This is a genomic window from Syntrophus buswellii (assembly GCF_046097065.1).
In the GTDB taxonomy this organism is placed as follows: domain Bacteria; phylum Desulfobacterota; class Syntrophia; order Syntrophales; family Syntrophaceae; genus Syntrophus; species Syntrophus buswellii.
Map to the genome: position 1 here is coordinate 31,706 of NZ_CP175563.1, position 24,622 is coordinate 56,327.

Consider the following 24,622-nt stretch of genomic DNA (forward strand, 5'->3'; position numbering starts at 1 on the left):
CGGTCAAGGACCGAAAACTCGCCATGCGGGTCTTTATAGAGCGATCTGCTTATTTCACCCTATATAAATTCACAGGCCGAATCGCTTCGCCAAGGCATCCAGGGTGATGTTCGTGGAAATTTCGTCATGGGGGATGAGAATATAACGCCAAGGTTTGCCGCCGCTGCTTAACGCATGGTTCGATGCGTTGGCGCACCACTGAACAGCCGCCTCCTTTTTTACCAACACAATCTCATCCTCCATCTGATTCCGGGCTTTCGGTTCGAGCATAAAAATTGTATCCGCCGTTTCCGCGACAAAATCCGGCTGATATTCAAGATGGTCGGCGCCATGACGATAAAAGAGCTGGAACTGGCCTTTGGCGGGTTTGAACCACTTGAGGGAATCCCTGTCTAGAATCAAGGCCAGCCGACGTTCCGCTTCCGAGTCGAACTTCTGTACCGGATACAGGCAACGGGTAAAACCGTTGAAGAGATATTTCGCCATGTTGCTCTTGTCTACAGGAGACACATGGTAATCCATAGGCGGCTCCGCTGCGGAACAGGTATAGGCGCTTTCCTTCAGCTCCGTGTAACCTTTGCTCACGATCACTTCGTAACCGGCCGCATCCTCCCAATAATGGTCCTGCATCTGCACATGGATGAACCGCGCGATATCCCGCTGGTAACAGCGGAGCACCTTCCGCGTTTCTTCCTTGGAAAGATAGGTTTGAAAATGCCGCACCGTCTGTGCGGCCAGATTGTAGAGAAGATCGGCATGATCGTCATAAGAAATGTCATCGAAATCGACCAGGCCGCTCACCACGTAATCCTCTGGACGTACTTCTTCAATTCCGCCGCGGTTCAATGCCAGCACTTCCGTTTGATGAGTGCGGAGATGCTGAATCCAAAGCTCATCGGAAACGGCCGGATACTTCAGTGTCTCCAGGGACAGCGTAAAGGGTTTGAAACCCGACTTCACTTCCCCCTTCGGCGTCACGAGGATACGGGGGATGTTGATGGTCTGTTCGGTAAACAATTCGACCGTTTTGGCCACGACGGCTGCGATATCCGGTTTTTCCGTCATGCCCTCCAGTTCCAACTGCGCGGGCTGACGCTGTTCCTCTACCGTTTTTATAATGGCCGCTTGAATCTCCGGCTTTTTCAAGGAATGAATGTCCGGGATGAGCTGCGGCTGATTTTCCAGCTTGCGGATAACGTCCCAGGCGATCTTCGCCACGTGCTGCTCTTCCGGTTTCGGAAAAGCCTGAGCCTGCCCCTGACCTGCCAACGTCGTGCTTCCCGTCGCCTGTTGCGGTTTGACCCCCAGTTTCGTCGCCAGATTCGTCTGCGATACCACCGTGACCGTCTTCTGCCCCAGCGCCGCCTCGTCCAGCACGACGCCCTGCAGCCGGATTGCCGAATCGGGGCGGTTGGCCTCGTCGATGATTTCCTGAAACTTGTCGTGGGCGATGATGTTCAGACGGTCCACGGCCATGACGCCGGTCCGTTTGCCGTAGGGCAGGCGGAGGCCCCGGCCGATGGACTGTTCAATGAGGATGCGGGCATTGGCCGCCCGGAGGGGAACGATGGTATAGAGGTTCGTTACGTCCCATCCTTCTTTGAGCATGTTGACGTGAATGACGATCTCCGTCGGTTCCGACGTCGCTTCCACCTGGAGCAGGCGTTCGATCATCTCTTCCTCTTCCCTGCCGGTCCGGCTGGAGTCCACCTGAATGACCTTGTCCCGGTATCTTCCCTCAAAGAAAGCGTCCGACCGGATCAATTGCATCAACTGGCCTGCATGGGTCGTATCTCGGGCAATCACCAGCAGGAAAGGCTTCACGATGGATTTTCCGCTTTCCCGCGCATAGGTCTCCAGTTCCACTTTCACGCTTTCATGCAGCCGGACGCCATCCTCCAGCTTCAGCCGTTCGATCTCCTGGGGAGACATGCCGGCCGGGCTGAAATTCTTACGGGTCACGACGGCCGGCTCCTTCACAAACCCGTCGGACATCGCCTTGCCCAGGGGATAGTCGTAAATGACGTTCTTGAAGGGAATCGCCCCGCGGCTCGTTTCCACGAAAGGCGTGGCGGTCAATTCCAGGCCCAGGATCGGTTTCAGCTCATTGATGGCCCGCACCCCGGCGCTGGCCCGGTAACGGTGCGATTCGTCCATGAGCAGCACCAGGTCCGGCAGGCCCGCCAGGTAATCGAAATAGCTCTGGCCGATATATTCGGAAAGGCGCTTGATGCGGGGCGATTTCCCGCCGCGCACCTCGGAGTTGATCTTGGAGATGTTGAAGATGTTGATCTTGCAGCGCAGCAAGGCGTCGAAGAGCGTGACCGCCGTACCTTCGTAATTGTCGCCGGTGACGATCGCCGGGGCGTCCGTGGCAAATTCCGCGATGCCCTTGAACACGTATTTCGGCGTGTTGGGCGTGAAATCGGCGATGAGCTTGTTGTAGATGGTGAGGTTCGGCGCGAGGACGAAGAAGTTGTCGATGCCGTGGGCCAGGTGCAGGTAGCTGATGAAGGCCCCCATGAGCCGCGTTTTCCCGACGCCGGTCGCGAGGGCAAAGCACAGCGAGGGAAAGTCCCGCTCGAAATCCGCCACGGTGGGAAACTCGCTCTGGATGGCCGCAAGCTGGGCGCCCAGAACGGCCTCCTTGCCCGGAGGGGCGATCTCCATGATGCGGTCCAGAATTTCCAGGGAAAGTCGCTGTGGCGGACGCAGGCTCAAGCGGCCAGAAATGGCGTTCACCTGTCGGTTCATGAATCGCCTCCCTCCTCGAAAAGATCCCCCTGTTCCGGCGGGGAGGGCGCTTTGGGCAGATTCTCCACCCGCAGGCTGTAATCGTCATGTCCCCACTCGCACCGGGAAAGAACCTGCCGGGGGATCTTCTTGACCGTCAGGCTCGGGTAATCCTCCCGTCCCCGGAAGGCGGTGCAGAGCACCAGGAGCGAGCGGTTCGGTCCCACCTCGTCGGAGAGCTGCAGCAGTTGCTCGTGGTTCAGGTTGGCCGTGGTCACATAGATAAAATCCCGCTCCGTAGAGTGCCCATGCTGCCAATAGATGGAATCGCTGGGGGCGTAGGTGAACCCCTCCAGCTTGCAGAGCGCCTCGGCCAGCATGGGAGAATTGTATGTTTTGTTGATGACCCAGTTTCCCCATTTGTCCTTTTCCAGCAGGGACGGGGCCAGCCGGTAGTAGCGGAACCCGCCGCCGCCTTTCCATTTGACGCTTTTCGTAATGCCGCCGGGGTCTTCGCCGTCGATGACCTTCTTCAAGCGCGGGATGATGTGGGTATGGCAGTGCTCGCCCAGTTCCACCATGATCCAGCGTCGTCCCATCTTGTGGGCCACGGAGCCGGTGGTGCCGGAACCGGCGAAGGAGTCGAGGACGAGATCGCCGGGGTTGGTAGCGGCTTCAAGAATATAATGAATCAACCCTTCAGGCTTCGGAAACGAAAATTTGTCATTTAATCCGAATAACGCCATACTTTCATAGGTGCCATGTTGTGTATAATGACCATCAATAATAGTGTATGGCTTACGCATGCGCTGCATGCCTGACTCATCACGCAAATATTGTTTATAGGAAACGGTAACCTTTCCCTTTTTTTCGGTAAAGACAATTTCATTACTTGCTATTGCTTTGAGCACCCGTTCCTGCGACCATTGCCACTGTTTTTCAGGCCAGATATCTGAACCACCTGGCAAGTGTATCGGATAACGTAAGTTAGGGCGATCATCCATGCTGGTTGTTGCCAATGGTTGCAGCCGATATGGACCTCTTGAAGATAACTTCTCATCCGAATATTTGTAGTATTTTTTCGAAGCACCAGGATCAGGTGGAAGAAACATTTCAGGGAATTGTTCTATATTCTTGACATAACTTAGAACATGTTCGTGAAGGCCAACGAACCATTTCGATTTAGCGCCACCACCATAGCTTTTCTTCCAAATGAAATTACTCAGGAAATTCCCCCGCCCGAAAACTTCATCACACAGCACTTTCAAATAATGGCATTCGTTGTCATCGATGGTAATCCAGAGTGACCCATCATCGGACAAAAGCCTTCGGAGAATCTCCAATCGGTCGCGCATGAGGGACAGCCAGATGGAATGCTCCAATCCGTCGTCGTAATGGGTGAAGGCGCTGCCGGTGTTGTAAGGCGGATCGATGAACACGCATTTGACCTTTCCCGTATATTCCGCTTCCAAGGCTTTCAAGGCCAGCAGATTGTCGCCGAAGATCAGCCTATTGTCGAAGAGATCCTTCTCCGTCACCCTGCGCGCCGCATGGTAAGACTTTTCAGGATCTTCCAACAGAATCCGCGGCTCCAGCCGCGGCCGATTCTCCTTTCCGATCCAGGTCAGTTCAAGTTTCTGTTTATGATTCACTGTTTTCCATCACCTTTGCCTTTTCAGCCACGATCGGACCTGGTCGATGAAGTCACCAAACGAATGATCCGCGATACCGGCATTATAAAGATCCATGGATTTTGCCACAAGCGAGCCGTACTCGGCTCCGCCCATCAGGGGAATAACGCCTTGGTCGGCAAAAGCCTTTTTCAGGAGCGTTTTATAATGATTCTTATCGCATTTAACCGTTGGCGATACCACTTGGATGGGCACATCGGCGGTATGGGTGAGGGCTTGACGGTCCAGAAGATACCATCTTTCAATATGAGGATCCGGAACCGCTGAGATAATCTCCGGATACAAGATGCCGCTGGAGGCGTTGAGAAGCTGCTGCTTCCTTTTTACAAAGCCATTGCAGTTTCCGTCCGATCCAACGATCAGGACATCGGCATCAAGATAATTTCGTTTTTTCGCCTGTTTGAGAAAATCCTTGTAAGCGCGGATGGAACCGCCGCCTCGGGCGCTGAGAACGCGAAGGTCGTAGTCGCTGATATCTTTTCCCTCATCCTGAATCAAGCGTTCGACGATAGCTGGTATGAAGGACTCCTGCGCCGTATCTTCAAGAAAGAAAAAGATTTTATATTTAGCCACCGAAATCCCCCCGCACGATTTCCTCTTCGAGGTATTGCTCAATGTTTCCGGAGCGGAACAGGGGGCCGAGTGTCGAAAATGGAATAAAGACCGTTCCGGCTTCCGTCCTTTGACATACCAGCAGGTCTTTGTCACTGAAGTAGGTCGGCAAAATGGGCGAGTGGGTATTGATGAGAATCTGCCGGTTGCTGTCGGCGGCATTTTTTAACAGTTCCGCGATATTTTTCAATCTTCTCGGGTGAACGCCGTTTTCCGGCTCCTCGTAGCCGATCATGGTTGAGCCGGTCACCGGAGACAGGACGGCCAGCAGACCCAATACCCGCAGGGTTCCTTCCGAAATCAGACGATTTGAATAAGAGGCATTGTCTTCACAAAGTCTTAGAAACAATTCCGCCTCGTCGGTGCGTTCGATCTCCAGGTCTTTCAGCCGAGGAAGGAGCTGCATGGCGGCAAGTTTGACCGCCTTGAATTGTGGAGGGTGCATCTCGCGAAGGGTAAAATAAAAGGCCGCGAGATCTTCGCCGCGAGGCCCGATATTGGTCACTTTGGCGACGGCATTGCCCTGGCGCATCAGTTCACGGGGTTCCAGAAAATAGAAATGGCACCGGGACAGCTCTTCGCGGAGCGCCGTGATATGAGGGTAATGCGGCGCATAGAGAGACGTCGATGCGATGGCATAGTCAAGTCCGATATCGTGGAATGTCGGGTGCGCCTGTCCTTCCATCCGAAGGCTGATTTTGCCGTTTACTTTTTCAATGAAAGGGGTTCGCGTTTTCTCAGAGCCGTCTCTTCGTAGGGCTGTCAGGCGTTCATTCATGATCCGCACTTGACCGGAATGAGAAGAGATTTGAAGGTCAATCTCATAACGGAGAAAACGGTGCGTGATGATGCTTTTTCCCTGGGGTACAGAATCGGCGCTCTCGATGCCACGCCTCAATTCCCGGATGCGCGCCTCAACGTCACGAACAACGGGATCGCTGATTTCAATATCGCCGATGAAGGATACATCATGATATTCTTTTTCCTTCAGGCCTGAAATTCCTCCGGATGCATAGTGAACAACTTCCAGGGGAACGCCGCGATGCTCGGCAAAAGCCTCTTTCAGATTTTTCTTGGTGACCATCTTGGAAAACAGATTCAGCGCATCGAAGAGATTGCTTTTACCGGCGGCATTCGGTCCGAAAATCACGACAAGATTGGGCAGACCGACATCTACGTTTTTAAGTGATTTGTAGTTGATCACCTGGAATCGTCTGATCATATTCCATCTCCCTTTTTATTATCCCGTTCTGCTTTTCCGTACTTGCTGTCAATCTCAATCCGAATGACTTAAAATCTAATCATCTTTTTTATGCCCTGCACAATCTAAAGTCAAACTAATGTCAAGCTAAATATGCTGCTCCAGATTGAAGTGAATTTCTGTTTTCATATTTAACATCAATGATTTCCAGACGAGGCGTCGGTTTATTTGCAAGCTGATTTATAGATTCAGTATCCTATGGAAGGGAGACTTTAGCTTGGTCTTTAATACAAGCGATATTGTGCTGATTCTAAGACTTCAATGACCAACATATTAAAAAAAGCGGTAGGACGGTTTCCCTTTGCCTCAACTTGCCCTCAATCTGTGCGATGAGCGCTTCCCGCTGCCGGTCCACATCATCCTGGGCATCGAATAGCGACCGGCGCTTCTGGTTGCGCTGGGATTCCAGAACCTTGATCTGCTTCTGCCCGGCAAGCTTTTCCTCCAGTGTAAACGCAGCGGTGGCGGCGCGGCGCGCCTCTTTGATCTGTTGATCCAGTTCTTTTATTTCTCGCTCCAATCCCACTTTCAGATCATCGGCCCAGCCGTCGAGTTTTTCCGCTTCGGCTTCGAAAAAACGGGCATTGCGCGCAGAAATCTCTTTCTGAATAACGGACTGACGCTGTCGGGCGGCATCCTCTAAAATTGCCATAGGGGGCGGTTCGGATACATAACCCGTCACCTGAGCCGGTATGCTGAGGAGACGAACGGCCGTTTCTTCTTCCAGCATGTGACCCTGGTCGGTCAGGGCGGTCACGATAAGGTGGTCTTCTGCATGATCGAGGGATTCAATCGTGAAGACCGACGCCGTCATCCAGCCGGCCCGGCCCATAAGGGATTCCAAAACGGAGACCTTGCCGTCATGGCTGGAATAATCGAAGGCAAGTTCGGCAGGTCTCAGGTCCCGGCTTTTGGCCCGTTCCAGCAGTGCTTCGGCAAGGGGATGGGTCCGTCGGTAGAGATGGGCCTCTCCGGAGCGTCGCGGCAATTCATAGAGGCCTAAAGGGATCTGCTCCGCCTTTTCGGGAAAGGGCGGAGTGTTCAATCGGAAAACCCCATCGGCCAGGAACTCGGCATGCCCGTTCAGCTCATGGCGGGTCAGCTGCATGAGCTGACGTTCGAAATGATTCAGGCAAGCCCTGGAGGCTTCGTCACGGATTCTGAGCTTTTCCCTGACCTCATCATCAAAGTTTTCCAGCAGCTGCTTACGTGTGTAGGCCATGGCCTCGTTGATTTCCATAGTGAGTTCGAGCTGAAGCTGATCGAAAGCGTTCTGAATTTCTTCCGGTTTCCGGCAGCGTTGATAAATGGCGGCGATGCGCTTTTCGAAATCCACCCCGGACTCGATGGCGCCGAGGACTTCGTCACTTGCGCCGAAAACTCCTTCGAAGAGCTTGAACTTTTCGGAAAGAAGCTCAAAAACCCGCAGATCGGCGGCATTTTTGCGATTGAGGAAGTTGACCACGACCACGTCATGCTGCTGGCCGTAACGGTGGCAGCGTCCGATGCGCTGTTCAATCCGTTGCGGGTTCCAGGGGAGATCGTAATTTACGACGAGGGAGCTGAACTGGAGGTTGATGCCTTCGGCCCCGGCTTCGGTGGCGATCATGATCCGGCCCTGCTCACGGAAATAATCAACCAGCGCCGAGCGCAGATCGGCGGTGCGCGACCCGCTGACCCGATCCGTACCCTGATGACGTTCCAGCCAGTCCAGATAAATCTTACGGGAGGATTCGTCGGCATTGGAGCCGTTGAAAAGGACAATTCCTTCTGAAAAGGGGCTGTCTGCAAGCAGGCGTAACAGGTAACTCTGGGTACGGCGCGATTCGGTGAAAATGACGGCTTTTTGTGCCGCGCCGATTTCGGTTGCCTTGGCAAAGGCAATTTCCAGTGCTTTTAACAGAGCCTTTCCCTTGGCATTGTGCTCGATCGATGTAGCCAGCCGGGCAAAGGCATCGAGATCAGCGATTTCCTGTTCAATGATTTTCCGATCTTCCTGGGAGAGGGATTCTGCTGGCTCATCTTCACTCCATTCATCGGCCGTTTCTCCCAATGCTTCATAATCCTGCCCGAGTTCTTCTTCGAACGATTCGGGAAAGGAGTCCTTTCGGATCTTGGCTTTAAGTCTGCTGGACATTGAAACTAAAGCGCCCGCAATGGCGAAGGTGGAGGATGCCAGAAGCTTGCGCAGGACCAGCGTCATCAGAGAACGCTGACTTGGCGGCAGGGCTTGCAGGTTGTCCCTTTGCAGATATTCCGAAACCAGGTTGTAGAGTCTGTCCTCACTTTCTTCCGGTGTAAATTCCTGAACGATGGGCAGCCTCTGAGTGTATTTGATGTAGGGCAAAACCTGCCGCCGCAGCGTGCGATGACAGACCGGTTTCAGCCGTGTTTTGAGAGTTTGGAAGACTTGCTCTTGATTGAGCTTGGTGAACTGTTCCCGGAAACTTTTCAGGTCTCCGAAGGTGTATTCGTCGATGAAGCTGACCAGACCAAAGAGCTCCAGCAGGGAATTCTGCAGCGGCGTGGCTGTGAGAAGCAGCTTGTCTTTCCCGGCCAGGGCCGTCTTCAATGTGCTGGCGATCACATTGGAGGATTTATAGACGTTGCGCAGGCGATGCGCTTCATCAATGACCACCAGATCCCAGGGAACGGATTGGACATCGCTCGCCTTGCTTCTGGCAAAGTGGTAAGAGCAGATAACAATTTCCGGCGCCTCGAAGGGACGGAATCGGCCCTGCCTGCAATGATCATTGTATGATTTGGACTCCAGCAGGCGGCAGGGCAGGAAAAACTTGTCCGTCAATTCCTGATACCACTGTTTCCGCAAATTGGATGGAGTTATGACGAGAATGCGACGCTTATGTTCAGCCCACTTCTGAGAAAGCACAAGACCCGCCTCGATGGTTTTACCCAGCCCCACTTCATCTGCCAGTAAAGCGCCCTTGGAAAAAGGCGATTGAAAGGCAAAAAGGGCTGCATCGATCTGATGGGGATTGAGATCAACCTGGGCATCGACCAGGGTGGCGGTCATTTTTTCCGCACTGTCCGGAGGAAATCGGCGGGTCAATTCGTAAGCGATATATTTTGCCTGATAGTCGGTGAACATCAGAGATCTGCTTTCCTGTGGGGTGCTTATTCAAGCATTCCCGTTTTGCCAGCACAGGGGACGCATAGCACAAATATGTAAAGATAACAACAAAATAGATTCCATGTCCCTGGCGGTCTTGCTTTTTCCCTGTGATCCTGTTTCCCGATTTGATGTTGTGCAGGCCGCCTCTTGCCTGTATAATGCTAATGCGTTAACTATTTTTATGGAGGTGACGAGATGCCGATCGGAGAAATTTGCAACCGCGATGTGGTCATCGTGAGGCGGAAGGACAGCATTCTGGACGCGGCAAAACTCATGCGCCAGTATCATGTAAGAGGACTGGTCGTCGTGGAAGACCGGGACGGCGAGGTGGCGCCCGTGGGGATCGTCACCGATCGGGATCTGGTCGTGGAGCTGATCGCCAAGGAAGTGCCGCTGGACAGCGTTTTCGTGGAAGATGTGATGAGTCCCGAGCTGTTTTCCGTATCGGAGAGCCGGGGCATCTGGGATACGATCCAGTATATGCGGGGAAGAGGGATCCGGCGGGTCGTCGTTGTCAATGAGAGGGAAACCCTGCTGGGGATCCTCTCCATCGAGGATCTCCTCGAATTGCTGGCCGATGAACTGTCCGACCTGGCAAGGCTTTTCGTGAGGGAGCGCGACCGGGAAAAAGAGACCAGGGAATGAAAGAAGGCGATCAGCAGGTCCGGGTTACAGTTTGGAGGTTTACGATTAGCGCTTTTTAGCTTTACGATTACTTAACGATTCCTGCTTTTCAGGCGGTAGCGGGTGGAGCGGCCTCCTCCCAGCTTTTCCGCCAGGCCCAGATCGACCAGCAGCCCGAAGTCGCCGGCGGTGATCGGGCGGGAAACGCCGAATGCCGCCTCGCACTGGCGGCTCGTCAGCTCCTGCCCTTCGGCCAGCCATTGCAGCATCTTCCGCTGCCGTTCATTCAACTGCGCCTCCGCGGCCGGGGAAAATCGAACGTGCCTGTCCGGAACGCGCAGGAGATCGATGTCTTCGCCTGGCCCCGGAAAGGTGACCTGGAAATATCCCATGTCCGTGCTCAGAAGGGGCAGATCGAGCCCGTGGTTGAGCATGTGGTCGCGCATCCGGCGGAAGCCGCTGCCGCGCTCCTCGATGCGGTGGAAATAGGAGAGGCACTGGGCCAGGACGGGATTGCGCGAACAGGGCCGGTACCTGCCCCGGCGCAGGCTGGCCAGGGTGATCGGCCGCGGCGGGAGGCCGGGGCTGGAAATCACGACCCGGTCGGGAAAGACTTCGAGGATGATCTTGCGGCCGGCGTCTTCGTACTGCCGATGCGCCACGGCATTGACCAGCGCCTCGCGCAGCCCGTCGACGGGATATTCGTCAAGGCGGATGCGGTTGAGGCCGACCACGCGCATCGGGTGGCGGGTGTTGCGGTCGATGAAGCCGATCGCCCGTTCAATGACCACCGGCATGGGACCCCGGATGTCCTCGTGGTCCCGCGGGTCCCCGTCGGGCACCGCGCTCCTGTAGGCGTCCGCCAGGATGCGGCATTGGGGAAAGACGGCCGAGGGGTCTTTGGCCAGCAGGACAATTCCGGCGGCGGTGGCATAGTGTTCGCCGGAGGAGGAGTCGTACCAGGCCAGCCCTCTCAGGATCGCACCGGCGAGGAGGTCCTCCTCGGACAGCTCGCCGGGGCTGCACTTCTGGGCCGAGGCGAGAAGGGTGCGGGCGACGTTCATGTCGAGATCGCACCAGCGGACCCGGTCAAGGGGGCGGGATTCGAAAACCGAGGTGGCCTCGATGGTCGATTCCGCGATGTCATCCTCGTCGCTCGTCGGTGAAATTTCGTACCGATCCCGAAGCAGCGCCACCAGCGCATCCCGGACTTCCTTCTGGAGTTCGATGATATTGCCGAAACCTCGGCATTCCAGCCCGTCCGCATCGAGTTCCTTCAGCAGCCCGGCGGTTTCCCCTTCCCTCCGGATAGAGCGGTCGCCCTTGATGAATGCGAGGATGGGAAGCCCCCTTTCCCTGGCACGGCGGTACTCGGCATGGGGGATGGAGAGTTCGTGTGCCGCCGCTGCCGATTCAACTCCAATGAGAAGCAGGCAAACCTGGCAGCCATCGAGGCATTGCAGGCATCCCTCCAGGGCTTTGCCCGGAGAGGCCGGCTCGCAATCTGAGAGGAGGGGTATGCAGGAAGCGGAAAGAAAGGGGTCCGTGTTCATCAGGTTCTGGAGGATCAGGCGTTCGTCTTCCAGTTCCATCGAAACCGAACCGACGTAAATGCGGAGCTTCGTTGTCATCGTGATTCGTTCTTTCCCGCTCTTTATGCTGTTTCGTCACGGGGACGGGTCCGTCGGCATCCCTGTGAATCCGTGGGTCATCCGATTGGCCTTTCAGGACAGGCCGTTCATTCATCGGAAAAGACCGGCGGGAGAACCGGTCACGCTGTAAATTTGAATTTATCGCCCTCCCATTGACCATTATATTGAGAACCGTCGGGAAAGGTCAAGATCCCCTTTCCGTAAAACTGGTCTTCCTTCCATTCTCCTTCGTACCGGGAACCGTCGGGAAAGGTCAGGATTCCCTGCCCGTGGAACTGGTCGTTTTTCCACTGCCCTTCATACCTTTTCCCGTCGGGAAGGGAAATGACTCCCTGTCCTTCTTTTCGGCCGTTTTTCCACTGCCCTTCGTAGCTCGTTTCATCAGCCAGGATCAGGGTCCCCGTTCCCTCGATCGCGCCTGCGCTCCATTCCCCTTCATATCGGCCGCCGTCGGGAAGGTTCAGGATTCCCCGGCCGGAGGGAAGCCCGTTCTCCCATCTGCCCGAGTATTCGCTGCCGTCGGGCCATTTGAAGGAGCCATCCCCTGAAAAGCGCCCCGCCGAAAAATGTCCTTCATAGCTGCTCCCATCTGGATGGGCGTAGAGGCCCTTCCCCAGGTGGGAATCCTCGCCCCACTGAAACTCGATGCCGCCGTTTCCGGAAAATAACCTGATGAGCTTTTGCAACGTTTCTATTTCCCTCGAATCTTCTTGTCGGCAAACTGGCCGTTTCGAAACTCGCCGATGTATTTTCTTCCATCCGCGAGGATCATGATGCCCTGGCCATGGGGAAGGCCCTTTTCCAGTTCGCCCGTGTACTTCCTCCCGTCGATCAGGGTCAGCGTTCCCTGGCCGTGATACTGGTTGTTCCTGAACTCGCCTTCGTAGCGGTCGCCGTTGGGGTACTTGAGAATGCCCTTCCCACTTGACAGGCTGTTTTTAAACTCCCCGGTGTACCGTGTTCCGTTGGCCAGGGTTAAGGTCCCCCGGCCGTCGTACTTGCCCCGCTTGAATTCCCCTTCGTATCTCTTTCCGTCAGGGTGGATCTCGATCCCCTTGCCGTCGGCCAGGTTGTTTTTCCAGGTCCCCATGTAGGTCCGCACCTCCGGGACGATCAGAATGCCTTCACCGGACATGACATCCCGTTCCCACTGGCCGGCGTAGGAGGAGCCGTCCGCGGAAGTCTGGGTCCCCCGGCCGTTTCTCTCTCCGGCACTCCACTCGCCGACGTACCGCCCGCCGTCCGGATAGGCCATGACCCCCAGGCCGTCGGGCAGATCCTCCTTCATCTCTCCCTGGTAACTTCTGCCATCCTCATAGACCCGGGACCACTGCCCCTGGGAAAGGACGGAATCGGTCCCCGTGGACGCCATCTTCCGCTGCAGGGAAAGGTTCCGGGCATCCGCTTCGGCCAATTGCCGCGCCAGTTCGGTAATGGTTTTCGACTGGTTCTCGATGGTGGTTTTCAGCTCTGCCGCGCCCTCGCTTTCATGCCGTTCGGAGGATTCGAGCCGTTCTTCAAGGGAGTTTTTCTCAGCCTCCAGAGCGTTGCACCGGTCTTCGAAATCCGCAGCCGATGCGGATGTCTCCCGGGTGGCCGTCATCTGCAGGACGAGCTGTTTTTTGAGATCGGTGATCGTCTTTTTCTGGTTCTTGACGGTGGTCTTCAGCTTGGCCGTGCCGGCTTCGTTTTTCTCCTCCAGGGTGGTGAGCTTTTCTTCAAGGGAGATTTTTTCGGCTTCCAGGGTCTTGACTCGGCCTTCGGCGTTTTGAACGGCGGCGGCTTCGGCCTTCTGCGCCGCCCCGGCCTGCAGGGCGAGCTGTTTTTCCAGCCGGGCGATGGTTTTCTGATGGCCTTCGAGAGACATCTTCAGCTCGGCCGATTGCCTGAACATCTGCTGTTCAAGGCTTCTGACGTTGCCTTCCAGGAGGGTTTTCTCCTCTTCCAGGATCCGGCACCGGTCATCGGTATCCGCTTCAGCCGGCTCTTCGGACTTCTGCGCCAGGGCTCTGTGCGCGTCAAGCTGCCGCTGAAGCTCTGAAACGGACGCGGCATGCTCTTGGAGAGCATTTTCCAGCTCCGCTTCAAGCGCTTTCAACCGCTCTTCCAGGGTGTTGACCTTTTGTTCCGCCGAACGCTTTCCCGACTCCAGGGCCCTGCATCGCTCCTGTGCGGCGGCGGCATCCGCCTCGGCCTTCTTGGCGGCTATGTTTTGCAGGGCGAGATGCTGCTGAAGGTCTACGATGGTCTTCTTGCTGCTATCCAAGGTGGAGTCCAGCTCGACGGCGAGAATTTCCATCTGCCGCTTCAGGCATTGAACCGCTTCCTCCGCGGCATTTTTTTTCTTTTCGAGGGTTGCGCATCGGGAATCGGCCTGTGAGGCGGCATGGTCGGCCGCCTTTTGCGCCGCTTCGATCTGCGACGCAAGCTGCTGCTGAAGCTCGGCGATGGTCTTCTGGCTGTTTTCGATGGTGGAATTCAGCTCGAGGGCGAGGATCTCCGCCTGCCGTCTCAGGACGGTGACCTCTTCTTCCGCCGCAACCTTTTCCGATTCCAGGCCTTTATAGCGGTTTTCCGCCGCTTCGGCGGCCTCCGCTTCGGACTTCCGGGCGGCGTCCATCTGGATCGCGAGCCGCTGCTGAAGCTCGGCTACGGCCTTCCGGTGATCCTCATGGGCGGCCTCCATCCGGGCGGCGCTGATTTTTTCCTGCTGCTCCAGGGCGCATACCTTCTCCTCCGCCTGAAGCTTCCCGGCTTCCAGGGACTTGCAGCGGTCGTCCGCCGCCGCAGCAGCCGCTTCGGCCTTCCGGACAGCGGAGCTCTGCAGATCGAGTTGATGCTGAAGCTTCGAGAGGGCTTTGTGGTGATCTCTGGCGGTGGTTTTCAGCTCGGAAGAAAGGGCTTCCGCTCTTTCCTCGAGTGCTTTGAGCTGTTCCTGTGCGGCGGTTTTTTCGCTTTCGAGGGTCCTGCAGCGGTCCTCCACTTCAGCCGCCGCGCTTTCGGCCTTTTGCGCCGCGGCGGTTTGCCCTTCGAGCTTCTGCTGAAGCCGGGAAAGGGCTCTTCTGCCCACTTCGCGCTCGGACTCCAGTTCGGCCTTGAGCGCTTCCGCCTGCCGTTCGAGCGTTCCGGCCTTTTCTTCTGCGGAAGTTTTTTCCGCTTCCAGGGCCTTGAAGCGGGCTTCGGCCTCCTTGGCGGCTAGGGTGTCCGTCTTTTGTGCAAAGCGGGTTTGACGGGCGAGCTGCTCTTGAAGTTCGGAGATGGTTCTGTGCTGGTTTTCAATGGTGATTTTGAGTTCTGCCGACTGTTCGCCCGCTTTTTCGACTCTGGAAGAACGGCCTTCCTTCCAATCGTTGAGGTACCTGGTCCCGTCGGAAGAAACATATTCTCCCGCTCCCTCCGGCAGGCCCCGAAGCCATTCCCCCTCGTAGGAGCTGCCGTCGGACCAGACATACGTGCCCCGCCCGGAAGGAAGCCCGTCGAGCCATTGCCCTTCATAGCGGCTCCCGTCAGGCCACGTGAAAGCGCCCGCCCCGCTGAACGGCTTATCCCGCCATTCGATGCGGTACGGATTTTCCGCAGAGGATCCAAGAACTAAATGCTGCAGCACGATTGATCGCCCCAAATCCCTGATAAGAGAGTAGGATTCGGATTCTCTGCTTTCCGGGGTCTGCCTACATCCTGCGGTAGAGTTCCATAGCCCTTTCCCGGGTCATGAGATTCGCCCAGTCGGGACCAAGGCAATTCTCCCAGAGGGGAACAAGGCCCAGGGCCGTCGTCACCATCTTTTCCAGAGAAGCCGAATCGAGATCTTTTGTCACATTGCGGGGAAGCGGGATGTCATGCTTCTCCATCATCTGACGGAACTCCCGGACGCCCTCGGGGTAGATGTCTTCCAGTTGGTCAAAGGCGATGCAGCAGCCGACGCCGTGATGAATCCCCAGGACGAAGGAGAGTCCGTAAGAGAGGGCATGACAGGCCCCCACCTGAGAATACGCAATGCTCATGCCACCGAAGTACGAAGCCATCATTAATTTGTCGTCTTTTTCCGGCGAATCCTCGAGGAAGACCTGTCGGCACAGATCGCGGGACTTCTCCCCGTAGGCCTTGCTGAACTCGTTGATGAACGTCCCGTGGAGGGATTCCACGTCATGGATGTAGCAGTCCATACCGGTGTAGAACCATTGATTTTTTGGCACCCCTGCCAGCAGTTCGGGATCGAGGAGAATCTGATCGTAGAGGGTGTAGTCGGAATTGATCCCCAGTTTCTTTTCCGGTCCCGTGAGGATGGTTGTCCGGGAAATCTCGGCCCCCGTTCCGGCGAGGGTGGGAACGGCCGCATGGTAGACGGCGGGGTTCGAAATCAGGTCCCAGCCCTGGTAATCGGCGGAGGAACCGGGGTTGTTGAGCATGAGCGAGACGGCCTTGGCGATGTCCATGGCGCTTCCGCCGCCGATCCCGACAATCCCCGCCGGCGTGACGGGCGAATAGGCCCGGATCCGGGCTACCAGCTCGTCGATATACTTCGTCTTCGGCTCGTCATCGACATTGACCCGCAGAAGCAGATCCTTCCCTCGCAGCGGAATCCGCCCTTCCAGCGGTTTCCCCGTAAAGACGTCATCGACGACAAAGACCATAAAAGCATCCGCACCAACCCGCCGGTCCTTCAGGACATCGTCCAGCTGGTTGAACGACCCGCGTCCGAAAATAATATTGGGGACAATCCGAAAGTTTCTATACATGGGGTATTGCCTTTCTTTGATGGGAGTGTTCTTAGTTTACTGATCGGGAGTATAGGGAAAAACTGTTTGGAATGTCAATGAAATGATCTGATCAGGAAATCTCGTCAGGTTTGTATCGGCATCAGCGGCCAATAAATCCAGGTAATAAAAAAGGGCAGAGCCACTTGGCCCTGCCCTTCTGGAATAAACCACTTATGTGTCTCGTTATTTCTTAAACTTTCTTCCAACTCCTGCCAAACCAACCAGACCGAGTCCAAGAAGCAGCATTGCTGTGGGTTCAGGAACTGAGATATTACCTTCCCCAATGTGACTTACTCTTTCTACATTAACATTATTAGGAAATTCCGTTGGAATCTCGGTATTTACATACCAGTCTTTTAAGTCAATAACTGCATAATTCAATGCCAAATTATTCTGATACATGAAATGGTCATATAAAATAGTCGTACCTCCCAGCCCTATTTTAATAAAAAAATTAGTAGGAGTATCCTTAAGCTCTGCTGCCCATATTGTCCCTTCAAGGTTTATCCAACTTAACTCACTTCCCTGGTATTCTTCTACCGCTACAAAACCTAAACCTTCCAGCCATGCATTTTCTGCCTCTCCACTATTTCCAAGGAGAGCATAATTAATTACAGTATCTACCTCTCCTTGAGGTACATAAGTGGCTCCCACCGGTGTTGATGCAAAGATGAAAACCAACGCCATCAAAACCATTATTTTTTTCATTTTATCACCTCCTTCTTTCGTTACAGGAATATAGGCAATACCAGTGCCAAATAAATAACCGATTGATTATATGTATATATTTCCGTTGTGGTCTTAATGAGAAGATGGAATATGTAAAAAATTCCGACAATCCGTTGGGGAAAACAAAAATCATGTGATAACTATTAACCTTATTATAACAAGGTATTATCGATGTCTCCTTCTCTCGGAAATTTCATTAGAATTATATCCTTTTGATTATAAATAGGATTAATATCGCTCCAAATATTGTAAAGTATGCCGACATATTTGCCGGAAGTATCAACGAGCCTGATATAGGGAATAACACAGTGCAGATAAATGCCGTGTTTCTTTATGTATTGTACCGGGATGACCTTAATACGCGGAGGAGGTTCCGGGAGAGTTTGATCCGTATAACGATGACATATCGTATTAATTTTCTGTGAATTTCTAGTAATTGTAAAATAAATTTACACCATGACCTTTGGCCGGAAGCATTGCGATGAATACAGCATGGCAGCAGCTTTCAGCAGTGATAAGTACTTGGCTTTGTCTGCATCATCCAAAAAGACATCGACGCGGTTATTTCCCCGCTGGGTGATATGATGTGGATAATGGGGCGCTATGATACGGGCGATTCTCGGCATGAAGAATTTCTACATTGATTCCCAGCAGTTGTCGCATATAAATGCGGGAAGTTTCCCTATATTGCCTTTATTGCCCTGTTTTAAGCCGCTGTTTTGATCGTCACGTGCATCCCAGCCTTTGTCGCAAGAGTAATCAGCATTTCGAGACTGAATTTCTCCCATTCGCCTCTCGTAATGTCGGATACCCTAGGCTGGGTTATACCCAATATCTCGGCAGCTCTGGTCTGTGTAAGCTTTTTTGCTGTGACGAATTTCTGAATATCAGCCATAAGATCGGCACGCATTTGAAGAATTGCCGCTTCATCAGGTGAATATCCTAGGTCGAGAAAGACATTACCGAATGAATTCGTTATTGGCTCATTCATGTCGCTCCTCCAATTTGTCTGAACCGCTTCCCGTATTAAATTTCTTTCTGCTTTTTGGGGCGACCCGCCTTGCCTGGCACTATCTTTCGGCAAAGTTTATTTTCCAATTCCGAAGTGATAAATACTTAGCTTTGTCTTCATCTTTCCTTTTTTTACATTTTCAGCCCACTTTCATCCCGTCCGCAGGGCGTCCACGATCTGCATGCGGGCGGCCCGCAGGGCCGGCAGGACGCCGCCGACGAACCCCATGGCCAGGGAAAAAATCATGGAGAAACCAATGATCCCCGGCGTCAGGGAAAAGCTGAAGGCCAGTTCGGAGAAGGTCTGGAAATTCATCGTGGATACGGTGATCAACTGGAGAAAGGATGCGAGGAAGAGGCCCACCACCCCGCCGAGGAGGCCCAGGAGAAGGGACTCCAGCAGGAAGGCCAGCAGGATGCTGCGCCGCTGAAATCCCAGGGCCCGCAGGGTGCCGATCTCGCCGGTCCGGTTGGCCACGGCGGCGTACATGGTGATCATGGCGCCGATCATGGCTCCCAGGGAAAAGACCAACGTCAGGGTCAGGCCGACGATCCGCAGGAACTTGGCCATCATTTCCGACTGATCAGCATAGTACTTCGTTTCTCTCTTGACCTCGACGGTGAGGCGGGGATCTCCTTCCAGGCGCTCCCTGATGGATTCGAAGGCCCCGGAGTTGCGCAGGCGGAAGATGGTCGAGGAATAGGCGGGGCGGCGGAAGGCCGCCATGAGCTGGTCCGCGTCCCCCCAGATTTCCGAGCTGTACCCCCGGTTTCCCGCATCGAAGACCCCCACGATCCGCCAGTTCCGCATGCCGCAGCACAGGCTTTCGTTCAGGCCGCCCCCCTGGAAGCGCTTGGCGATGCCGGAGCCGGCCATCATCTCCAGGGAACCCGGCCGGGGCAGGCGGCCGGCCATGAGCTTCACCTGGGGGCGGAGGGGCAGGGAGGAAGGGCCGATGCCCCGGAGAACGACGTTGCCCGGATCGCCGCTGACCCGTTTGGGCAGCGTCACCAGGACGACGAGTTCCTTGGCGAAGAGGGGCCGGCCGTCGGGACCTAGGGCGATTTCCCGTTCCGTTTCGAGAATGGCCGCCTGATCGCGGGGGACGCCGCTCTGGACCTCCGAGACGGAGCCTTTCCGGATGGCCACGACATTGTCGAAAACCCCCGTTTCCACCAGCGTCGTCTGCAGCCCCTCGGCGAGCATCAAAATGGCGGCGAAGACAAAGACCACGAGGGCCATGCCGGAGATCGTCAAGGCGGTGGTCAGCCGCCTTGTCCAGAGATTCCGCAGGGTGTAGCCCAAGGGGAGAGCCATCAGGCGATCCTCCTCAGTCCTTCGGCGATGCGGATTCCCATTGCCCGCTGGAGGGGGATCAGGGCGGCCACGACGCCCACCAGGAGGGCGGCGGCCAGGTCCAGGTAGAGCGTATTCGCCGATATGTTGAAGATGGGGAAATAGGTTCCCAGTTTTGTCTTGATCAGTGCGGCGGCGGGATAGGTCAGGGCGATCCCCAGGGCGCAGCCCGAAAGGGTGATGACCAGGGATTCTCCCAGGATGAGGGCGGCAAGGTGCCTGGCGCGGAACCCCAGGGTTTTCAGCACGGCATATTCCCCGAAGCGCTCCCGGGTGGTCATGGCCATGGTGTTGGCCACGACGGCCAGGATGATGATGATGACGACGAAGGAAACGATCTGGATGGCCACCACGATGGCCCCGGTCATGGCGATGAACCCGAGCTGGAAGGCCTTTTCCGTCTCCGTCAGGGTTTCCGCCATGGAGTTCCTGAACATCCGGTCGATGGCGGCGGCTACTTCCCCGGCCACTTCGGGGCGGTTTACCCCCACCATGTAAAACCCCACCTGGTCCGCCCGGCCGGGGGCCGTTTTTTTCAGGGTCTCGTTGAGATAGTCCCACTGGAAGATGAACTGCGTCTCGTCCACGCTTTCATCCCATCCCCGATAAACGCCCCTGAGCACGAAATCCCAGTTCCCCGGAAAAATCGTTCCCTTCAGCGTCACCGTGTCTCCCGGCCGCCAGCGGTATTTTTCCGCCAGCTTGCGCCCGGCGACAAATCCCTTGCGGTCCCGGAAAAAGGCGGCTTTTTCTTCCGGGGAGAGGGTGTACTCGGGATAAAGGCCCAGATAGGTTTCCGGATCGACGGCAAAATTGGCGAAGAAGTTCTTCTCGTCGATGTAGATCCCGCCGAACCAGTTGCCCCAGGAGACCGTCTGGACGCCGCTGACCTGGCGGATTTTTTCCTTGTAGGAGAACGGCAGTGGGAAGATGAGGGAGATGGCGTTGCGCGTCACGAGCCGGGTGGCCGACGAGGCCTCGACGCCGGCGTACCAGGCGCCGATGAGGGTGCGCAGCAGCCCGAAGGCCAGGATGGCGAGAGCGACCCCGAGGATGGTGAGCCCGCTGCGGAGCCGGTTGCGGAAGGCGTTTCTAAAGAGGAGACGGAAGAGCATCATTGGTCAGGGTCCCCTTCTCCAGATGCCGGATGATTCCGGCCCTTTCCGCCGCCCGGGGGTCGTGGGTCACCATGATGATGGTCTTGCCGGACTCCTCGTTGAGGCGCTCCATGAGGTTGAGGATCTCCTCCGCGGAATGGCGGTCCAGATCCCCGGTGGGTTCGTCGGCAACGAGAACCGCCGGATCGGTGATGACGGCCCGGGCGATGGCGACCCGCTGCTGCTCCCCTCCCGAAAGCTGGCGGGGGTAGTGATCGCTGCGGTCGGAAAGGTTCACCACCCGCAGGGCCATTTCCACGTGCTCCTGGCGCTCCTGGCGCGACAGGGATGTCAGGTAGAGGGGGAGCTCGATGTTCTCATAGGCGGTGAGCACGGGGATCAGGTTGTAGAACTGAAAGATGAATCCCACATGGGTGGCCCGCCAGCGGGCCAGCTCCGCCTCCTCCAGGGCCGATATGTCCAGGCCGCCCACGAGGATCGTCCCGCTGTCCACGGTGTCGATGCCGGCGATGAGATTGAGCAGGGTGCTCTTCCCCGAGCCCGAGGGGCCCATGAGGGCCAGAAATTCCCCTTCGGCGATGTCGAAGGAGATGTCCTCCAGCACGGGGACGGGGCGGCTTCCCCGCCGGTAGGATTTGCTCACGCCCCGGATGGAAACCATGGGCGGGGCGTAAGGGCGATCTTCGTTCCCCATGGCCGGCCTCACTTCTCCCGGATCTGAATGCGCGAACCGTCCCGCAGGCGGGCTGCGGGGTTGAGGACGACGCGGTCGCCGGGCTTCAGGCCGTCAAGGACCTCGATAAGGTCGCCGAAGGATTCGCCCGATTTCACCGGGACTTCCCGGACGCGATCACCTTCAATTCTGAAGGCCAGGAGACGTCCGTTCCGCCTGGCCAGGGCGGAGGCGCTCACCGCCGTGCGCAGGCGCTCTTCGTCCGGACGGGGCGGACGGGAGAGGAAGGCGACCTTGGCGCTCATTTCCGGCAGGATCCGGGGATCGGGATCGAGAAAGCGGACCTTGACCAGAATGGTCGCCTTGGTGCGGTCGGCGGTGGGAACGATCATGTGGACCTGTCCGCGGAAGCGGGAATCGGGCAGGGCATCGAGCTGAATTTCACAGGGTTGGCCGGTCTTGACGAGCTCCAGGTTGGATTCGGCGACATCCGCCTCCACCTGCAGGGAGTTCAGATCCGCGATGGTCACGACCGCCGCCTTGGCGTTGGCCGCCGCGCCCAGGGGCGTGACGATGTCGCCGATGTCGGCGTTTTTCGTCAGAACGACGGCGTCGAAGGGGGCGCGGATGAGGCTGTAATCCAGGGAAACCGAGGCGGCCCTCAGGGCGGCCTCCCCCGCCGTCTGCGTCGCTTCCGCAGCGGCCACGGAGGCCCTGGCGCTCAGGTAACGGGCCTCGGCCGAATCGAATTCCGCCCGGGAAATGACGTCCCGCCGCAGAAGTTCCGTCTTTCTCTGGTAATTCTTCGTCGCGTCGTTCAATTCCGCCCGGCTCGAAGCTGTCCGGGCGCGGGCGGTGCCCAGGTTGGCGGCGGCCTGATCGCGTGCTGCCCGGGCATCATCAGCCTCCAGCCGGGCGATGATCTCGCCGGCCCGGACCCGGCTTCCCTCCTCCACCGAAAGGGCGACGAGGCGCCCCGTAATCTTGGCGGCCACGGCGGCCTTCCGCTGGGCGACGACGTAACCGCTGGCGTTCAGAAGGGAAAAGGTCTGGGAGGGATAGATCCGGGAAACGCCGGCGGCATCCACGGAAACGGCGGGAACAAGGCGCCCCGTGACGTAGAGCAGGACAAGGATCGTCAGCAGCAGGGCCGCGGCGACCCAGTACAGGGGAGCGATCCTTCGTTTTTTTTGCGCCGCCCGGTCGGACTTGTCAATTTTCAGCCGGGTGAGGTCTTCTTGGGCCATAGGGGAAATTCTCTCAGCGTAACGACCCGATGGCGGCCGATGTTTTTACGTTCATCGGGTCCTGGATTGGAGGAGCGGATCACCTTTTCCGGGGGATGATGACGCGAAACCGGACGAGAAGATCCCCGCGGCCGGTGCTGGTGAGGATCGGCATGCCCCTGCCGACCTGAAGAATCTCGTTTTCGTCACACACGGGCTGACTCCCCCCGACTGCTGATAAGCCTTCTCTCCAGATGGACCTGAAGGATATCGCGTTTTTTTTTGAGACGCAACGACTTCATGGAAATTCACGGGGTTCTCCCCAGAAAAAAACCTCCCCGCCATGGAGGCGGGGAGGTTCTGTAAAAAGGGGTAAAGAAACCTGCTGTGTTAGTAATCCATGTCTCCCATGTCGGGGGGCATCATGCCGCCGGGCATCCCGGAGCCCTTTTTCTGCGGGGCTTCCGCAATCATCGCCTCCGTCGTGAGGAGCAGGGAAGCCACGGAGGCCGCGTTCTGAAGGGCAAAACGGACCACTTTGGTGGGATCGATGATCCCCGCTTCCATCATGTCCGTGTATTCGCCGGCATCGGCGTTGAACCCGAAGTTGCCGGACTGGCCCTTGACCTTCTCCACGACGATGGATCCTTCATAGCCGGCATTCGCCGCGATCTGGCGCATCGGCTCCTCAAGGGCCCGTTTGACGATGGTCAGGCCGTGCCTTTCGTCTTCATCGGCAAACTCGATGCCTTCCAGGGCCGGCAGGCTGCGCAGCAGGGCGACACCGCCGCCGGGGACGATTCCCTCTTCCACCGCCGCCCTCGTGGCATGAAGGGCGTCCTCCACGCGGGCCTTTTTCTCCTTCATTTCGATTTCCGTGGCCGCACCGACCTTGATCACGGCGACGCCGCCCACGAGCTTGGCCAAGCGCTCCTGGAGCTTTTCCCGGTCGTAATCGGAGGTGGTTTCCTCGATCTGGGTCCGGATCTGCTTGACCCGGCCTTCGATGGCGGCGTGGCTGCCGGCGCCGTCCACGATGGTGGTGTTGTCCTTGTCGATGTGCAGCCGCTTGCAGGTTCCCAGATCGTTAAGCGTAATGGTTTCCAGCTTGATGCCCATTTCTTCGGAGACAACCTGCCCGCCGGTGAGAACGGCGATGTCCTCCAGCATGGCCTTTCGGCGGTCGCCGAAGCCCGGCGCCTTGACGGCCGCGCACTTGAGGGTTCCCCGGATTTTGTTCACCACGAGCGTCGCCAGGGCTTCTCCTTCCAGGTCTTCGGCCACGATGAGCAGGGGCCTTCCGGAGCGGGCGATCTGTTCCAGGATGGGAACCAGGTCCTGCATGACGCTGATTTTCTTCTCGTAGAGCAGGATGTAGGGATCCTCGAAGAGGACTTCCATCTTTTCCGGATCCGTGACGAAATAGGGGGAGACATAACCGCGGTCGAACTGCATCCCTTCCACGGTTTCCAGGGAGGTTTCCATGCTTTTCGCCTCTTCGACGGTAATGACCCCTTCCTTGCCGACCTTTTCCATGGCCTCGGAGATGATTTCGCCGATGGTGATGTCGCTGTTGGCGGAAATCGTTCCGACCTGGGTGATCTCCTTTTTATCCCGGATGTCCTTGGAGATCTTCTTCAATTCGCCGATCAAACGCTCCACGCTCTTGTCGATTCCCCGCTTGAGCGACATGGGATTCATGCCGGCGGCGGCCATCTTGGAGCCTTCACGGTAAATCGCCTGGGCGAGGATCGTGGCCGTTGTGGTTCCGTCACCGGCCATGTCCGACGTCTTCGATGCCACTTCCTTGACCATCTGGGCGCCCATGTTTTCAAATTTGTCTTCCAGCTCGATTTCCTTGGCGACCGTGACCCCGTCCTTGGTGATGGTCGGCGCTCCCCAGGATTTTTCGATCACCACGTTCCGCCCCCGGGGGCCCAGGGTGACCTTGACGGCATTGGCCAGGGCATCCACGCCCTTCATGACCTTTTCACGGGCAGTCGTGTCGTATTTGATTTCTTTTGCAGCCATTTCGTTTCCCT

17 protein-coding genes and 1 pseudogene are annotated in these 24,622 nt (G+C 56.5%); 1 reads left to right on the plus strand and 17 read right to left on the minus strand.

The genetic code is table 11. The features are described from left to right. Positions 1-69: 69 nt before the first annotated feature. The 5 genes from ACJ77P_RS00120 to ACJ77P_RS00140 form a co-directional block, all read right to left on the minus strand. Positions 70-2,754 (minus strand): DEAD/DEAH box helicase family protein, encoded by a 2,685-nt coding sequence (locus tag ACJ77P_RS00120; RefSeq protein WP_408998668.1) that lies wholly within the window; start codon positions 2,752-2,754, stop codon positions 70-72. Then, complete coding sequence (locus ACJ77P_RS00125; RefSeq protein WP_408998669.1) at positions 2,751-4,385, minus strand: site-specific DNA-methyltransferase; 1,635 nt, start codon at positions 4,383-4,385, stop codon at positions 2,751-2,753. Before ACJ77P_RS00125 ends, ACJ77P_RS00120 begins: the two co-directional genes overlap by 4 nt. A 9-nt stretch (positions 4,386-4,394) precedes the next feature. Beyond that, complete coding sequence (locus tag ACJ77P_RS00130; RefSeq protein ID WP_408998670.1) at positions 4,395-4,997, minus strand: hypothetical protein; 603 nt, start codon at positions 4,995-4,997, stop codon at positions 4,395-4,397. Next, a complete protein-coding gene (locus ACJ77P_RS00135; RefSeq protein ID WP_408998671.1) occupies positions 4,990-6,258 on the minus strand; it encodes an AAA family ATPase in 1,269 nt (422 codons plus the stop codon). The genes ACJ77P_RS00130 and ACJ77P_RS00135 overlap by 8 nt, the downstream gene beginning before the upstream one ends. A 289-nt stretch (positions 6,259-6,547) precedes the next feature. Then, complete coding sequence (locus ACJ77P_RS00140) at positions 6,548-9,406, minus strand: SNF2-related protein (RefSeq protein ID WP_408998672.1); 2,859 nt, start codon at positions 9,404-9,406, stop codon at positions 6,548-6,550. A gap of 219 nt (positions 9,407-9,625) precedes the next feature. Here ACJ77P_RS00140 and ACJ77P_RS00145 point away from each other — a divergent pair, with 219 nt between their 5' ends. Further along, positions 9,626-10,075: a CBS domain-containing protein gene (locus ACJ77P_RS00145; protein ID WP_367361267.1), complete on the plus strand. Its 450-nt coding sequence runs from the start codon at positions 9,626-9,628 to the stop codon at positions 10,073-10,075. 71 nt (positions 10,076-10,146) lie between these two features. Here ACJ77P_RS00145 and ACJ77P_RS00150 read toward each other — a convergent pair whose 3' ends face one another. The 12 genes and pseudogenes from ACJ77P_RS00150 to groL form a co-directional block, all read right to left on the minus strand. After that, positions 10,147-11,118 carry an ATP-binding protein gene (locus tag ACJ77P_RS00150; RefSeq protein WP_408999440.1) on the minus strand — a complete coding sequence of 324 codons (972 nt, stop codon included), beginning with the start codon at positions 11,116-11,118 and terminating at the stop codon, positions 10,147-10,149. 306 nt (positions 11,119-11,424) lie between these two features. Further along, positions 11,425-11,685, minus strand: a pseudogene (locus ACJ77P_RS00155) (DUF4062 domain-containing protein); the annotation flags it as partial. A 140-nt stretch (positions 11,686-11,825) separates the two neighbouring features. Beyond that, on the minus strand, positions 11,826-12,392 hold the full coding sequence (locus ACJ77P_RS00160) for an MORN repeat-containing protein (protein WP_367361269.1): 567 nt from the start codon (positions 12,390-12,392) through the stop codon (positions 11,826-11,828). 5 nt (positions 12,393-12,397) lie between these two features. Further along, positions 12,398-15,313, minus strand: coding sequence for a hypothetical protein (locus tag ACJ77P_RS00165; protein WP_408998673.1), 2,916 nt, complete (start codon positions 15,311-15,313; stop codon positions 12,398-12,400). 64 nt (positions 15,314-15,377) lie between these two features. After that, on the minus strand, positions 15,378-16,445 hold the full coding sequence (locus tag ACJ77P_RS00170; protein WP_367361271.1) for an iron-containing alcohol dehydrogenase family protein: 1,068 nt from the start codon (positions 16,443-16,445) through the stop codon (positions 15,378-15,380). A 204-nt stretch (positions 16,446-16,649) separates the two neighbouring features. Continuing rightward, complete coding sequence (locus tag ACJ77P_RS00175; protein ID WP_408998674.1) at positions 16,650-17,174, minus strand: PEP-CTERM sorting domain-containing protein; 525 nt, start codon at positions 17,172-17,174, stop codon at positions 16,650-16,652. Between the two features lie 727 nt (positions 17,175-17,901). Continuing rightward, the gene (locus ACJ77P_RS00180; protein ID WP_408998675.1) at positions 17,902-18,186 is read right to left on the minus strand and encodes a helix-turn-helix domain-containing protein; all 285 of its coding nucleotides are present in this window, start codon (positions 18,184-18,186) and stop codon (positions 17,902-17,904) included. Positions 18,187-18,357: 171 nt separating this feature from the next. Further along, positions 18,358-19,524: an ABC transporter permease gene (locus ACJ77P_RS00185; RefSeq protein ID WP_367361273.1), complete on the minus strand. Its 1,167-nt coding sequence runs from the start codon at positions 19,522-19,524 to the stop codon at positions 18,358-18,360. Continuing rightward, entirely contained in the window at positions 19,524-20,681 is a 1,158-nt protein-coding gene (locus ACJ77P_RS00190) for an ABC transporter permease (RefSeq protein ID WP_408998676.1), read from the minus strand. The genes ACJ77P_RS00185 and ACJ77P_RS00190 overlap by 1 nt, the downstream gene beginning before the upstream one ends. Further along, positions 20,656-21,375: an ABC transporter ATP-binding protein gene (locus ACJ77P_RS00195; RefSeq protein WP_408998677.1), complete on the minus strand. Its 720-nt coding sequence runs from the start codon at positions 21,373-21,375 to the stop codon at positions 20,656-20,658. The genes ACJ77P_RS00190 and ACJ77P_RS00195 overlap by 26 nt, the downstream gene beginning before the upstream one ends. A gap of 8 nt (positions 21,376-21,383) precedes the next feature. Next, entirely contained in the window at positions 21,384-22,601 is a 1,218-nt protein-coding gene (locus ACJ77P_RS00200; protein WP_367361276.1) for an efflux RND transporter periplasmic adaptor subunit, read from the minus strand. 369 nt (positions 22,602-22,970) lie between these two features. Then, complete coding sequence (groL, locus tag ACJ77P_RS00205; RefSeq protein WP_408998678.1) at positions 22,971-24,611, minus strand: chaperonin GroEL; 1,641 nt, start codon at positions 24,609-24,611, stop codon at positions 22,971-22,973. Between the last annotated feature and the right edge of the window lie 11 nt (positions 24,612-24,622).

Coding starts and splice junctions, on each gene's coding strand:
- ACJ77P_RS00175 (WP_408998674.1), bottom strand. CDS start 17,174: ATGAAAAAAATAATGGTTTTGATGGCGTTGGTTTTCATCTTTGCATCA.
- ACJ77P_RS00195 (WP_408998677.1), bottom strand. CDS start 21,375: ATGGGGAACGAAGATCGCCCTTACGCCCCGCCCATGGTTTCCATCCGG.
- ACJ77P_RS00140 (WP_408998672.1), bottom strand. CDS start 9,406: ATGTTCACCGACTATCAGGCAAAATATATCGCTTACGAATTGACCCGC.
- ACJ77P_RS00120 (WP_408998668.1), bottom strand. CDS start 2,754: ATGAACCGACAGGTGAACGCCATTTCTGGCCGCTTGAGCCTGCGTCCG.
- ACJ77P_RS00190 (WP_408998676.1), bottom strand. CDS start 20,681: ATGATGCTCTTCCGTCTCCTCTTTAGAAACGCCTTCCGCAACCGGCTC.
- ACJ77P_RS00150 (WP_408999440.1), bottom strand. CDS start 11,118: ATGAACGTCGCCCGCACCCTTCTCGCCTCGGCCCAGAAGTGCAGCCCC.
- ACJ77P_RS00200 (WP_367361276.1), bottom strand. CDS start 22,601: ATGGCCCAAGAAGACCTCACCCGGCTGAAAATTGACAAGTCCGACCGG.
- ACJ77P_RS00145 (WP_367361267.1), top strand. CDS start 9,626: ATGCCGATCGGAGAAATTTGCAACCGCGATGTGGTCATCGTGAGGCGG.
- ACJ77P_RS00180 (WP_408998675.1), bottom strand. CDS start 18,186: ATGAATGAGCCAATAACGAATTCATTCGGTAATGTCTTTCTCGACCTA.
- groL (WP_408998678.1), bottom strand. CDS start 24,611: ATGGCTGCAAAAGAAATCAAATACGACACGACTGCCCGTGAAAAGGTC.
- ACJ77P_RS00135 (WP_408998671.1), bottom strand. CDS start 6,258: ATGATCAGACGATTCCAGGTGATCAACTACAAATCACTTAAAAACGTA.
- ACJ77P_RS00185 (WP_367361273.1), bottom strand. CDS start 19,524: ATGGCTCTCCCCTTGGGCTACACCCTGCGGAATCTCTGGACAAGGCGG.
- ACJ77P_RS00170 (WP_367361271.1), bottom strand. CDS start 16,445: ATGTATAGAAACTTTCGGATTGTCCCCAATATTATTTTCGGACGCGGG.